Here is a 12444-nt window from a genome sequence, read left to right as displayed (position 1 = left end):
GCTGATGCTGGCCCGCGCGACCACGATCGAGACCAGACTCAAGACCGCGGTCGCGACCGGGTAGCCCTGGCGGAAGCCTGCCCGGAACCGGCCCGAAGCCCCCAAGCACGAGGGGCCGAAGGCCAGAAGGAACCACTCCGGGGCGACCGAAGCCTCACAGACCAGACTCAGCCGATCTCCAGCCCAGTAGCGCCATTCATCAGCACTTCCTTAGCAGAAGCTCGAGCCTCGACGGCGACTCTCCCACCGGGTGCGCCACCGAGCCGCCGATCGGAACACGCCGCAGTCGGTAGCACTGATCGATGTGGGCGAGCCGATAGCCCAACCGCGAGCCCCACCTGGCGACGTCCTGGACGTAGCGGTGGACGAGCGCGTACAGGGCCGGATCCGACCACGGAGTGACCGCTTGAACTGCCAGCAACCCGACGAAGGCCCTCTGCTTGTCGGCGACATCGACACGAAGCATCGACTCGGTCATGTCCCGAACTCCACGACCGCATCCGGGAGCACAAGTCGGCCCTCCGGGGTGTTGAGGACCGCGGACCCAGGAAGCGGGCGCAGCACGAGCCGCCAGCGCCCGTCCGCGCTGACCCCCTGACTCGTCCCGTCGGGGCTGCGGTGGTTGCGGGCCACGGACACGAGGTCGAGCAACAGCGTCGCCTCGGGGGGAGTGAGACTCTCCCAATCACTGAGCTGCGTCCCGGACCGCGCCGTGAGCGACGCGGCTGCACGCTCGAGGTCGGCCTGTTCGCGCAGGGCCAGGCGCCGGGCCTCGACGCGCGCGGCCGCGTTGTCGACGATCTGCGCCGGGCGGCCCGCGAGCGAGCGCGCCGCCTGGGCGCGCAGTCGACGCGAGATGATCGCCGGGGGGGCCTCCCAGACTGAGACACGTGGCCCGTTGGAGACCTCGGGCGTGGTGGTCGTGAAGTGGCGCGCGGGGAAGAGCCCCGTCGAGATACACCACAGGTGCCATGCCGCGTCCTCGTCCGGCGCCTCCTCCAGCGCGGCGGCGAGCCGCAGCAGGTCGGCCTTCCGCGACACCGTCCCGCCCACGGCCAGCAGAGTGCGGTGGCTGCGCAGGACGGGGGCGACCGCATCGCGGATCCGCCTGCGCAGCCGCTTGGCCTGTGGCTCAGCGCCGGCGAACCATGTGCCGAGCGTCGTCACGGCCGTGCGCATCTCGACCACCGTGGAAGCAAGCGACTCATCGCTGGCGTCCGCCCCGAGCCGCGCCAGCGCCATGGCCCGCCAGGAGTCGTCGGGTATCGCGGCCAGGCGGGGCAGCACCTCGATGATGGAATCGCTCCACGCGTCGACCCCCGACCCCCACGCCTCGACGTACTCGAGAATCGTCTGGAGCAGCCGCTGGATCTTCTGCTCCGTCGGCGACCCGCCGAGCGCAGCCGCCAGGCGAGACTGCCACTCCGCGGCCGCCGTACCCATGGCGTCCAGGGTGGTTTGTGCCTGGGCGAACTCCCTGCTCGCGGCCTCGGGGTCGCGGTCGGTGATGGCTGCGAGGGTGGCGTGAAGGCGCTCGGTCAGCGAAGCGGGTGCCAGCAGGACCGCCGTCGACGACGGACCGTGCTCGGCCTCCAGTCGCCGCACTGCAGCGTTGAACGCCGATCCCGCCTCCGTTAGTTGATAACGGTGACGGTTGCGGAGGAAGTCCTGCTGCGTCTCGGCGTGGTCCTGCCACGCCTCGCACGTCCCCCACTCGACGAGTTGTCGCATCCGCGCGTCCAGGGCGAGTTCCGACAGGAGTTCGCCGGCTCGATCCTCGGGCAGCCTGCGTCTGATCAGCGAGGTCAACTCGTCGAAGCCAACGCCAGTGAGGGAAACGTGGCGTTCGTCGTCGAGTATGTCGACGATGAGGCGATACTGCTTGGCCAGGGGTCCGGTCAGGTAGGAGGCCGCGGTGGACTGGCCGGGCAGAGGCACCAATGCCCAGGCGCTGGGCGTCTCCTCCGCCATGTCTCACCTCCGAACCATCACCCTAGGGGCTCGGCGTGTCAGTGCACCCAGGCCCCACCGGAACCGTGCCCTCTTCACCGCGGCGCTCCCGTGGTGATTCCACGGCGCAGGTCGCCGACGTGCTGGTCCAGCCATTCCATCAGCGACCGGTAGGCCCGCCAGTCCGCGGCCACGCGATCGATCACCTCACCCGTAGGCAGCCAGTCCGGAGCGCCGTACTGACATCCGGCGGTCAGCGTCCGGTGCCGCAGTAGGTCCAGGAACGGATGATCCGGGTCGACGCCACGCGGCCTGGTCTTGAGCCGGTCGCCGTCGATGGAGTATCCGTCGCGCCGCAGTTCGTCCACGATGCGCAGCAGCTGCGCCCCGGTCTCCTCGTCGCCGGCGGCGGCCCGATAGCGGGCGACCTGCTCGGCGGTCGCGGCGTACCAGCCCGCCGCCGTCATCAGGCCCTCCGCGCTGATCTGCACGTACCAGCCCATGCGTGACGCCGTCGAGACGACGACGCCCTGGTGCGTCTTGTACGGGGACTTGTCTGCCGAGAAGCGCACGTCGCGGTTCGGACGGAACACCTTGGTGGCCCCGAACTCTGCCTCCAGCGCGACGGCGAGCGCCTCCATCGGGGCGCGCACGACGGTGTCGTAGCGGTCGCGGTTCGCGGCCCACCAGTCGCGGGAGTTGTTGACCTCCAGGTCCTCGTAGAAGTCCATTGCCTCGAACGGGATCCCCTCGAACGCACTCATGCCGCCCAGACTAGGGCCGTCGACCGACGGCGTGGCCGGTGGCGTTCGCTCTACGGAGGCGAGACGAGCCGCCCTAGCGAGTACCGGGCAACCGGTGCGTAGCCGATCACGAGTGGCCAGGCGCCGTGCGGGTGCCTGTAGTCGACCTCGCGGAGATGGGGAGCCCACCGCGGCCACCACTCTGGTTGGGTGTACCGCGCCCACACGTCGTCCACCGGTAGCGGACCGCTCACCGCGAGCCGGAGTCTGCCGCGAGGCAAGCGCTTCACGGGTCCACTCTGTCGTCGTCCCCCGGCTCCAATCCCCATCCGGCGGTGAGGACCATCTCTGCCCCCTGCGTGTCGTCGATCAGCCGGGCCAACAGCTCTGCGGCGGTCGTCGAACACAGCAGGGCATAGTGGTCGATCGAGCTGAGCGGCGCGATGCCCGCCACCTGCCAGATGCGCTCGTCCAGGTCCCCCGACAGTTCCACGTCCGCCGGCCACGGCAGTTCCACGAACTCGCTGCTCCTGGCGAGAGTTGCCCGCACCACCGCCTCAGCCTCGGCGAGGCTCGACGGGGTGGACTCGTCGACCACCAGGGACGCGAGATCGCGCACCTCGGCCCGAGGGAAGGGGTCGTCCTCGAGCCACCGAACGACCTCGAATCGGGTGGTGCCCTTCGCCAACAGGTGGATGGACCCGTCGCCCACCTCGACCGACACGATGCGCGCCACCGTGCCGACGCCGAACCGCACGTCTCCTCCCCCGACCTCGGAGCCTCGCTCGATCAACACCACCCCGAACTCGCGCTCGGTCCCGGCGAGCAACGACGAGAGCATCGCCACATAGCGAGGCTCGAACACCTGCAGCTGCAATGGCATTCCGGGCACCAACACGGAACCGAGGGGGAACATCGCGAGCTCGCGCGTGGCGCCGGTCATGTCAGCGATCCTGCCCGACGACGCCGCGAGAAGCGAGAGACCCGCTGTGCCGGGGGGCGCCTGCCTTGGGTCCCGACGCCTGTCCTCCCGTGCAGGCGTCGCCCGGGCGCCTGCCCTCCCTCGTGACGCCTGCCCTCCAGAGCAGGCGGGAAGCCCCAAGACAGGCGCCTCGGGCCTGCATCGAACGGAACTTCTGAGCGCGTCGGCCGACGGGGGTGGCTGTGAATGCTCCGGAACAGCTGGCCACCCATCAGGCGAGGCCCAGGAACCGCCGGAGTTCAGCCGCGCCGTCGACCAGAATCTCGTCTCCGCGCACGAACGTATCCGGCGTCAGGAGCAACCGCTGCTGCTCCGCCGGCTGCCCACGCCGCGACACCCACTGCCGCCCGCTGGGCTGATAGCCCACCTTGCGGCTCACCGCCAGGGATGCCGGGTTGTCGAGGAAGGCCGACGATGTGATGCGCTCGGCGCCGAGGTGGTCGAACGCGAACGCGCACACCGCCTGCCGCATGCGGGTGCCGATGCCGTGGCCGTGGAAGCGACGGGCGAGCCACGACCCGGTCTGGAGGGTGCGGGTCACGGGAAAGTCGTTTCCCTCCAACGCCTGGATCCCGACGACCTCGTCCCCGCGCCGGACCACCAGCTCGAGGTTGGTGGTCTCAGGTGTCTGGGCCGCGATCATGCGCCCGAAGTAGCGCATGTAGTTGGCGGGAAGCTCGTCTGCGGGCGCGTCGGTCCACGGGAACGAAAACGGCATGTGAGCCGGGTCATGGATGCCATCCAGCACGAGTCCGACGAGGTCGGGCAGGTCGCCCTCGCGGATCGCCGTCAACTGGAGGTCGCCAGCGGTGATGCGGAGTCCGAACGGCGGCCAGATCTGCTCCAGCGGGACACGAGACATGCGCCCAGTGTGGCCCACACCGCGTGCACGCGCGACGCGCTGCGCCGTCCGGCGAGGACCCCAGTTCGGGCGATGGCGTCGCAAAATGCCCGCATCTGGGGCCGGAATCCCGTGGGAGGCGCGAGCGCTGAGCACAACTTTGTCCGGACCAGTTCTCCATGGATCAAGGGCTGCTTGACCTGTGGCTCATTCACCCCAAGGAGGGATCCATGACAACCACTTCTGCCCGGCGACTGGCCGTGGCCCTGGTGAGCGCCGGGCTTCTGGCGGCGTTCGCGGCGGCTCCCCCGGCCTCCGCGGCCCGGAGTGAACATATCGTCAACACCATCAACGACGTCTCGTGCGTCTTCGAGACAGCCGAGACGGACCTCGTGTTCTTCGGGGCGTCGGCGTCGTCGTCGACGGGCGAGTCCGGATCGTTCATGTTCGTGGAGACCCTGGACTACGACACGGTCCTGGAGAGCACGAGCGGCACCGCCGAGTTCGGCGCGGACGGGTCGTTCTCGGCCGAGGTGGATCTGATCAGCGTCGCGTCGGGACAGCCGGTCGGCACCGCGACCGTCAAGGGCATCCGCAGCGTCGTCGGTGATCCGGTGCTGGAGGAGGTGCGGGGTCGATCCGGCAACAGCTGGGAGGAGAAGGGCACCGTGACCACCACGGACTACGAGGTGGCGGTGACGTCGGTCACCGTGCCCGGCTACGACGTGCAGGTCGGTGCGGACGACTGCACCTCCCAGGACCTGGCCTTCGACGTCCGGACCACCAACCCCGAGGCGGTCGTCTACCGCGACAGCGGATTCCATTCCGAGATCTGCCAGCTCGCAGGCCTGGAGTTCGGCGAGGTGCGGCTGAGCGGATCCGGGCGCGACCCGATCTTCGAGGTCATCATCGACGACGGCGTCAACCCGCAGAAGGCCAGCGGCACCATCTCGCTGCGGGGCGGCTCCGGTGAGGCGACGGCGGAGCTGATCGACCTGATCACCGAGGAGGCGATCGGCGAGGTGACGATCTCCGTCGACCTGGCCAGGACCAGCACCCGGGAGCTCGAGACCGAGACGTTCGACGGCATCACGATCCGGTCGGCCAGGACGACCTACATGAGCTCCATCGCGGTGTCGATCGACGACGGCCGCAGCGGGACCGCTGAGTGCCCGGCCATGGCGTACACGGAGACGATCATCATGCGACCCGGCTCGGGAGGCGACGACGACCACTGATCGGCTCGTCTCTCGGCGCGCGACCTCACGTGCGGTTCGCCGGTGGGGGTTCAAGACCCACCAGAAGGGCCAGCGGGACCTGACTCAGGCGGGACTCGAAGAGCTGGTGCCGTCGGCCGGCTTCACCGGGATTGACGGCGAACGGCTGACGGGCAGGGTGATGAGTGGCGCCTTCGTGCGGGCGGTGAAGCCCGGCAGTGAGGCCGTCGCCTAGTGCGCCCCGCCATGGGCATCCGCTACGTGACCGGCGTGCACTCCACTGGATCGGTCAAGGTACCCGCCTCGCCCTCAGCCGTCTGCGCCGCCACACCAACGCTCACGCTGATCACCCTCGCCGGGCGCGACCCCATGAGGGGATTCAGCCTGCATCTTTCTCGCTGTGGAGCTCTTGCTGTGCATATGCACGCAAGAAGTCCCACAGCGAGAAACTTGCAGCCGCTCCCGCCCGAACGTTCGCTTCGTCGAGCCGAATCAACGCGACCCGCCGCGCAGGATGGCGGCGAGGCGGTCATGACCGAGTGCCTCAGCGTGCTGCAGCGACGTCACGCCGTCGCAGTCGGCGATGGTGGGGTCAGCGCCGGCGTCGAGCAGGATCTGCACGATCTCCTGGTGCCGGGGTCCCCCGTCGCCGAGGATGACCGCCTCGAGCATCGCGGTCCAGCCGAGGTTGTTGACATGGTTGATGTCCACGTTGGTCTTGACCACGCGACGCACGTACTCGACGTGCCCGCGCTCGCTGGCGGGGATCGGCGACAGTCCACCGAAGCGGTTGCGGATGGTCAGGTCGGGGTTCGCGGGAAGGAGCGCCTCGAGCATCGCCACGCTGCCGGTCACGCCCGTGACCAGCCAGGGCGTGTCGTGCCGGTCGTCGAGCGCGTCGGGATCGGCGCCCATCGCGACGGGGACCTCCGCGACCGGCACATGATCAAACGTCGCGGACAGCAGCAGCGCCGTGCGGTCGCGGTCGTCGCGCGCCTCGATGTCGGCGCCGGCCCGCAGCGCGACGGCGACACCGTCGGCGTCGCCCGCCTCGGCCGCGCGGAGCAACGAGGCGTCCGGGTCGGCCGGACGATCGGCGGTCGTCACGGTCCGCAGGATCCACTCCAGCCCCGCGAAACCCCGTTCAACTGCCATCTCCACCGGCGTCAACCCAGCCGCCGGCGACGCAAGGTCCAGCTGGACGCCGCCCGCCGCGAGCACCCTGACGGTGGTGGCGTAGGCCGGGATGTCCTTGCCCAGCCAGACGGCCTCGTGGATGGCCTGGTAGCCGATCCGGTTGACGTGGTCGCGGTCGATCCCCGCCTGCAACAGCTCCCCGACGACCAAGCCGTGCCCGCGTTCGGCCGCGCGGATGAGACCGGTGCCGTTCCAGCTGTCCTTGTCGTCGACCAGCGCCCCGTTGGCGAGCGTCAGACGCAGCAGGTCGAGGTACCCCTCGCTGGTCGCGATGAGGTAGGCGGACTGCTCGGTCTCGTCCTTGGCGTTCACGTCGGCGCCCGCCTCAACGAGTCGCCGGGCGAGCTCGACGTCATTGGCCCAGGCTGCGTCCCGGAGCTGCTGGTCGAGGGTGGCCTGCTCCTGGGCGTCGACAGAGGGGTCGGGCACGGGTGGGTCCTTCCTGGGGTCTGCGCTAGCAGCAGAGCTCGGGGCGGCGCTGGGTGTCGCTTCGGGGGTCCGGCTGCTGCTAGCCCGGTCTGGGGGGACCGTACTCGGCGGAGCGCTCGCTTCGCCAGGGCCGCAAGCGCTGAGGATCAGCGCGAGAGGGATGGCGGCGACCGCTGTGCGGATGCAACACATCGGTTTTCACCCCCTACGCTCTCCGAACCAGGCAGTCACGTTAACCCAGATGACCGCTACGTTGAGTCGCCATGGAGGGGGAATCAGCTTCTGTCGTGGCCGTGAAGCGGATGAGGCTTCGCTACGCGGGCCGCTGCGCGACCTGCGGCGCCGCCCTGAGCGCCGGCGTTACCGCGGACTACCACCGCACCAGCAGAACCGTGACCTGCATGCCGTGCGCGCAGGCTCCGACGGACCAACCGGGGCCGGCCGCCCCTGATACCAGTGCCGACTCAGCCTCCACGGACAGCGTCCTCGGCCGAGCGCGCCAGACCGACGCAGAGGGTCACCCGGCCCTGGGAGTGGTCGACGGATATGGGGGCGCGTCGGCGGCGGCGGAGTACCTACGGCGCCACGATGCTCGCCGCGAGCGTGTCCTGACCAACCACCCCCGACTGGGCCGTTTCCTGCTTGCAGTGTTCGATGATCCACAGTCCACCCGTGCCTGGTCCGTCGGCGCGGAGGGCGAACGGGTGCTCAGCGAGATGCTGGCGTCCATGGCGGGCGACTCGCTGCGCGTTCTGCATGACCGGCGCATCCCGCGCACTCGGGCCAACATCGACCACGTGGTGGTCTGCCCCACCGGCGTGGTTGTGGTGGACGCCAAGCGATACCGCAACTCGCGGCCAGCGCTTCGGGTCGAGGGCGGCCTCATCCGGCCTCGCGTCGAGTCGCTGACGGTCGGGGGTCGCGATCGGACCGCCTTGGTGGCTGGGATGCAGAAGCAGGTCGCCCTGATCCGGACGGCGCTGGCTGATCGTCCCGAGGTGCCGGTGCGCGGCGTGCTGTGTTTCATTGACGCAGACTGGCCGCTCATCGGAGGCTCGTTCGCCATCAACGACGTGGCGGTGGTGTGGCCCAAGAAGCTCAAGGCGATGTTGACCGAGCGCGGGCCCTTGAATGAGTCCCAGATCGCCGACTTGCAGTGGCGGCTCCACGAAGCCTTTCCCCGAGCTCGCGGGTGACTCGAGCATCGGTACGCGTTAGAGCAGCCGACGTTTACCTCAAGGTGCTTGGAGGCGGTACGCCGCTGGTTCAGCTCGACGCCGCGAGGGGCCCCGCGAGCCATGCGCGCGCTTGCCGGTGCGACCGCAGCCGGACAACGGCCAGTTCGGGGCGCGCCCTCACCAGAGCGTCGATTCGCTCCGTTGTCCGGTGACGGGTCCTCCAGGCCCAGCGCACGATGTGGTTCGGCTCGGTGAACACCGTCCATAGCGACGGTTCGCGATTGCCGTTCCAGAGCACCTCGCGCCGCAACTGTCGGCGCACTGTCCTGACCGTGACCTGACGCATCACCGTGGCGACCGGCAAGTCGAGCCAGACCACCAGATCGGCTCGGGCCGCCAGGGCGGCGCGGGCACTGCTGTACTGCCATTCGGTCACCCACTCGTCCTCCGCCACGAGCGCAGACACATCCGCCAGGAACGACTCCCGAGGAGTCCAGTTCGGACCGTGATAAAGAGCGTCGATCTCGACGTGAGGAATGCCCAGCTGACGTGCGATTCGAGACGCCAAGGTCGTCTTTCCTGACCCGGAGGTCCCCGCCACCAGCACGCGGCGCGGACACGCCTCAAGTGACTGATTGGAGGTGAGCACGGGCACGCCGCAAAGCTTGGCACACGACCCGGCTCCCACAGCGCGCGATAGCTGCCTCCACATCCGCTGTCAGCGGCCATGACGGATGTTCGACGGGGTCCGCATGGAATGATCGGGTAGGTGGACATCCAGGTGGCGTTCTTCCGGAACATGAACCTCGGCCAGGCGCGGAGCCGGTCACCGCGCAGCGCCGAACTCCTGGATGCCTTCGCGGCCGCGGGCGCGACGAGCGCCGTGAACTTCCAGACCAACGGCACCGTGATCTTCACCGGCGACGACCCAGCAACACTCGCGGAGTCCGTCGTGACCCGCCTGACCGCAGTCACCGGCTACGCCGACCTTGTCGTGGTCCGCTCCGCCGCCTGGCTCGTCGACACCGTGGGACACATTGACCCCGGCCTAACCGCCGGGGAGTTCGTCCTCTTCGACGCCCCCAGCCTCTCGGACCTCGTCCTGCCGCACGTCGAACCTGCTGCTACCGGCGCGCTCGTCGTGCACGCCCTCACCCGCGACCACGCAGTCACCAGCGCCACCGGCGCGGGAATCTCCGCCGGACCGGTACTGACTCGGCTGATCGACGTCCCGGTCACGTGCCGCGGGATTCCCACGATGCGGAGACTCGTCGCGCGGCTGACAACTGTCGCCGAGCTCCAACGCACGACGCAGGGGGTCAGAGGGAGGCCCGGAACGCCCGAGGTGAGATCCCGTTGACGCTGGTGAACTGCCGCGAGAAGTAGAGGGGGTCGCTGTAGCCCACCAGTCGACCAATCTGCGTGACGGAGTAATTGGTGGGTCATCAAAAGCTCACGGGCCTTTGCGCACCGCTGGTGCTTGACGTAATCGGTGATGCTCGTGCCAACGGCAGATCGGAACAGCGACGCGGTATGCGACGCACTCAGGTTCACGATCGACGCGAGTTCCTCAGGCGAGTAGTTCAGCCGATCACCCATCAGGGTTCTGACGGCCTCACGCGGAGCTGCGCGGGCGCGGACTGCGGCGGCCCCACCGCGCTGTGAGAGCGACGATCACGCCCACCACCAGCAGCATGAAGCTCGCCGCCAGGGCCAGCCACTTGCCGGCGGTGAAGAACGGCGCCAACTCCGCGAGCACCGGTGTCCGAGCCGGATACCGTGCCATCACCGTCGCGGCGCAGATGTTCTCGGCGTAGTCCAGCGCCACCGTGACGACAGGCAGCAGGGCCACCCCTGGCCACCGACTCCCAGGAGCTGTCCCTCGCGCCCAGACCCACGTGAGCGCCGTCAACAGGAACGCGCCGTACACCAGCGGCCAGATGACGTCGAACGTGACGCGCGCGTCGACGTAGGCGGCTCGCCCCTCTCGTCCCCACGCCTCGGCCGCTGCGTACAAGCCGTCCGGGGAGTACCACAGGGATGTGTCCGGTGCGCCGTAGCGGACCGTGTAGAACGCCGCGGCCTCAGCCTGGGCGGGCAGCACCGTCGCGGTGAACACCGCGAACAACACCAATGCCACCAGGACCATCCAGCCCCGCACCCCACGCGCCAAGCGCGCGGCTGCCCGGTCCACCACCCTCATCGCACCTCATCCCTTCTGATGCTGCGATGCTAGATGGTTCTCACGGCCGGAAGAGCGTCACGTCGAGGAAGCCGAGAATCGCTGGCGATAGGAGGTGGGCGTGGTGGCGTAGGTGGCGGTGAAGTTCTGCCTGAACGTCACGACGCTGGTGAAGCCACAGGCGGCGGCGATGCGCGTGACGGGCCAGGCCGTCGTCTCCAGGAGGCGCCGGGCCTCGTCGAGGCGGCGAGCCAGGACCCAGCGCGCGGGAGTGGTCCCCGTGGCCTCCGCGAACCGTCGCGTGAAGTTGCGGCGGCTCATGCGCGCGTGGGCCGCGAGGTCGTGCCGGATATGACGCGTTGCGTTATAGTGGATGAGTGATCAGATCCTTCAGGGACCCGGCAACCGAACGGCTCTGGTCACGACAACGGGTCAAGAGCATCGACCCGCGAATCGAACGGGTCGCCCTGCGGAAGCTGGTGATGCTGGATGCCGCCGAGATCCACTGAGGAGGTGCCACCCATGACATCAACAACAGCGATCCCACCGATCCACCCGGGCGAGATCCTGATGGACGAGTTCCTGGAGCCGCTGCAGATCAGCCAGAACCGGCTCGCCGTCGCGATCGGCGTACCCCCACGTCGGATCAACGAGATCGTGCACGGCAAGCGTCGCATCACGGCCGACACAGCGCTGCGGCTGGCTCGCTACTTCGGCACCACCGACAGGTTCTGGCTCAACCTCCAGACCCGCTTCGACCTCGAGGTCGAGAAGGACCACCTCGGCAACACCCTCGACCGGATCGAGCCGCTCAAGGCCGTCTGACTTCGTTGGAGCGGCATGAGCGCGCGTCGCTGGGGCCTCCACGGATGTCGGCATTTCTGCCATCGGGTGTCGCTGCCGGTGGATCAGATGTCACGCAGCCGTGCGGCCAGCGTGGCGAGTTCGTGATCAATGAGGTCAAGAATCAGGTCGGGATTCACTCGGAAGTACTCGTGAACAACGATGTTCCGTAGCCCCGCGATCGCAGCCCAAGGAATGTCGGGCATCCCATCTCGCGTCTCAACCGGAAGGGCTCAGACCGCCTCGCCGATCACGGCCAGATTGCGCAGAACCGCGTCGTAGGCCATAGAGGCGAACTCGTCGGTCCGGAGGTAGGGCTCGTAATCCTGGCAACGCTGAATGGCGTGGAGAATGTCGGCGAACCGCTCCTGATCAGATCGGGTCACAACGGCACCGCGTCGGCTAGAGCGCTGGACGACACGTTATCCCGCAGCAGTGACGCGGACACGACGTCGACCCTCGCCCCAAGGACCTGGCTCAACTCTTCGGCGACGCCGGAAACGCGGAGCAGGTCGTTCCCCCCGCCGGGCAGCAAGTCCACAAGCAAATCGATGTCACTGTCCCCAGTGGCGTCGCCACGGGCCACGGAGCCGAACAGTCTCGGGTTGGCCGCCCGATAGCGACGAAGGATGCCGTCCAGGGCATCACGATGCGCGACGATCGCTGCACGCAGCGACGCGCTCTCGGCCGTCACGATGCTCATGCACCGAGGGTACCCGCGACCGACCCGCTCGGCACTGCCGATCGCCCCGACAGCGGCAGACATCCCAGGTTTTGTTTTGTCAAGCGGCAGCGCTGGATTGGTGGCTCCAGGCCTTGTTTTCGTCGTAGAGCTGGCCGGTTTTGAGGCAGCCGTGGAGGATGCCCACCCACCGGTTCCCG

Annotated in this window: 18 protein-coding genes; 5 read left to right on the top strand and 13 right to left on the bottom strand. The window is 68.6% G+C overall.

Annotation, left to right across the window (positions count from 1 at the left end; genetic code table 11):
• Positions 1-199: 199 nt before the first annotated feature.
• From ACFQPD_RS09695 to ACFQPD_RS09675, 5 genes are all read right to left on the bottom strand, one after another.
• Positions 200-478 (bottom strand): DUF2398 family protein, encoded by a 279-nt coding sequence (locus ACFQPD_RS09695; RefSeq protein ID WP_385900408.1) that lies wholly within the window; start codon positions 476-478, stop codon positions 200-202.
• Positions 475-1971: a DUF2397 domain-containing protein gene (locus ACFQPD_RS09690; RefSeq protein ID WP_385900406.1), complete on the bottom strand. Its 1497-nt coding sequence runs from the start codon at positions 1969-1971 to the stop codon at positions 475-477. The genes ACFQPD_RS09695 and ACFQPD_RS09690 overlap by 4 nt, the downstream gene beginning before the upstream one ends.
• 74 nt (positions 1972-2045) lie before the next feature.
• Positions 2046-2714 carry a DUF2461 domain-containing protein gene (locus ACFQPD_RS09685; protein WP_385900405.1) on the bottom strand — a complete coding sequence of 223 codons (669 nt, stop codon included), beginning with the start codon at positions 2712-2714 and terminating at the stop codon, positions 2046-2048.
• Positions 2715-2979: 265 nt separating this feature from the next.
• Complete coding sequence (locus tag ACFQPD_RS09680) at positions 2980-3636, bottom strand: LON peptidase substrate-binding domain-containing protein (protein WP_385900404.1); 657 nt, start codon at positions 3634-3636, stop codon at positions 2980-2982.
• A 250-nt stretch (positions 3637-3886) separates the two neighbouring features.
• On the bottom strand, positions 3887-4537 hold the full coding sequence (locus tag ACFQPD_RS09675) for a GNAT family N-acetyltransferase (RefSeq protein ID WP_385900402.1): 651 nt from the start codon (positions 4535-4537) through the stop codon (positions 3887-3889).
• 209 nt (positions 4538-4746) lie between these two features.
• On the opposite strand from ACFQPD_RS09675, the gene ACFQPD_RS09670 reads away from it, so the two are divergent.
• On the top strand, positions 4747-5754 hold the full coding sequence (locus tag ACFQPD_RS09670) for a hypothetical protein (RefSeq protein ID WP_385900400.1): 1008 nt from the start codon (positions 4747-4749) through the stop codon (positions 5752-5754).
• A 471-nt stretch (positions 5755-6225) separates the two neighbouring features.
• Here the strand turns inward: ACFQPD_RS09670 and ACFQPD_RS09665 are convergent, their stop codons facing one another.
• Positions 6226-7359, bottom strand: a complete 1134-nt coding sequence (locus ACFQPD_RS09665; RefSeq protein ID WP_385900399.1) for an ankyrin repeat domain-containing protein — start codon at positions 7357-7359, stop codon at positions 6226-6228.
• A 287-nt stretch (positions 7360-7646) separates the two neighbouring features.
• Between ACFQPD_RS09665 and ACFQPD_RS09660 the strand changes: the two genes are divergently transcribed.
• A complete protein-coding gene (locus ACFQPD_RS09660; protein ID WP_385900397.1) occupies positions 7647-8555 on the top strand; it encodes an NERD domain-containing protein in 909 nt (302 codons plus the stop codon).
• Between the two features lie 70 nt (positions 8556-8625).
• On the opposite strand, the gene ACFQPD_RS09655 is transcribed toward ACFQPD_RS09660, so the two are convergent.
• Positions 8626-9192, bottom strand: a complete 567-nt coding sequence (locus ACFQPD_RS09655) for an AAA family ATPase (protein WP_385900395.1) — start codon at positions 9190-9192, stop codon at positions 8626-8628.
• Between the two features lie 114 nt (positions 9193-9306).
• Here ACFQPD_RS09655 and ACFQPD_RS09650 point away from each other — a divergent pair, with 114 nt between their 5' ends.
• Positions 9307-9897: a DUF1697 domain-containing protein gene (locus tag ACFQPD_RS09650; RefSeq protein WP_385900394.1), complete on the top strand. Its 591-nt coding sequence runs from the start codon at positions 9307-9309 to the stop codon at positions 9895-9897.
• Here ACFQPD_RS09650 and ACFQPD_RS09645 read toward each other — a convergent pair.
• The 3 genes from ACFQPD_RS09645 to ACFQPD_RS09635 form a co-directional block, all read right to left on the bottom strand.
• Positions 9857-9943, bottom strand: a complete 87-nt coding sequence (locus ACFQPD_RS09645) for a hypothetical protein (RefSeq protein WP_385900410.1) — start codon at positions 9941-9943, stop codon at positions 9857-9859. The genes ACFQPD_RS09650 and ACFQPD_RS09645 overlap by 41 nt on opposite strands.
• Positions 9944-10152: 209 nt before the next feature.
• Positions 10153-10740: a hypothetical protein gene (locus tag ACFQPD_RS09640; RefSeq protein ID WP_385900393.1), complete on the bottom strand. Its 588-nt coding sequence runs from the start codon at positions 10738-10740 to the stop codon at positions 10153-10155.
• A gap of 57 nt (positions 10741-10797) precedes the next feature.
• Entirely contained in the window at positions 10798-11070 is a 273-nt protein-coding gene (locus ACFQPD_RS09635) for a helix-turn-helix domain-containing protein (RefSeq protein ID WP_385900409.1), read from the bottom strand.
• A 26-nt stretch (positions 11071-11096) separates the two neighbouring features.
• On the opposite strand from ACFQPD_RS09635, the gene ACFQPD_RS09630 reads away from it, so the two are divergent.
• On the top strand, positions 11097-11228 hold the full coding sequence (locus ACFQPD_RS09630; protein WP_385900391.1) for a hypothetical protein: 132 nt from the start codon (positions 11097-11099) through the stop codon (positions 11226-11228).
• Between the two features lie 13 nt (positions 11229-11241).
• Positions 11242-11544, top strand: coding sequence for a HigA family addiction module antitoxin (locus ACFQPD_RS09625; RefSeq protein ID WP_068751167.1), 303 nt, complete (start codon positions 11242-11244; stop codon positions 11542-11544).
• Positions 11545-11627: 83 nt separating this feature from the next.
• Here ACFQPD_RS09625 and ACFQPD_RS09620 read toward each other — a convergent pair whose 3' ends face one another.
• From ACFQPD_RS09620 to ACFQPD_RS09610, 3 genes are read right to left on the bottom strand one after another with little or no spacing between them, the layout of a single operon-like run.
• Complete coding sequence (locus tag ACFQPD_RS09620) at positions 11628-11768, bottom strand: DUF86 domain-containing protein (protein WP_385900389.1); 141 nt, start codon at positions 11766-11768, stop codon at positions 11628-11630.
• Between the two features lie 27 nt (positions 11769-11795).
• On the bottom strand, positions 11796-11948 hold the full coding sequence (locus ACFQPD_RS09615) for a hypothetical protein (RefSeq protein ID WP_385900387.1): 153 nt from the start codon (positions 11946-11948) through the stop codon (positions 11796-11798).
• A complete protein-coding gene (locus ACFQPD_RS09610) occupies positions 11945-12265 on the bottom strand; it encodes a nucleotidyltransferase family protein (protein ID WP_068751165.1) in 321 nt (106 codons plus the stop codon). The genes ACFQPD_RS09615 and ACFQPD_RS09610 overlap by 4 nt, the downstream gene beginning before the upstream one ends.
• Positions 12266-12444 lie beyond the last annotated feature (179 nt).

It is taken from the genome of Tessaracoccus sp. O5.2, from assembly GCF_964266725.1.
Lineage (GTDB): Bacteria > Actinomycetota > Actinomycetes > Propionibacteriales > Propionibacteriaceae > Arachnia > Arachnia lapidicapta.
This window is presented reverse-complemented; position numbering and strand designations above follow the sequence as displayed.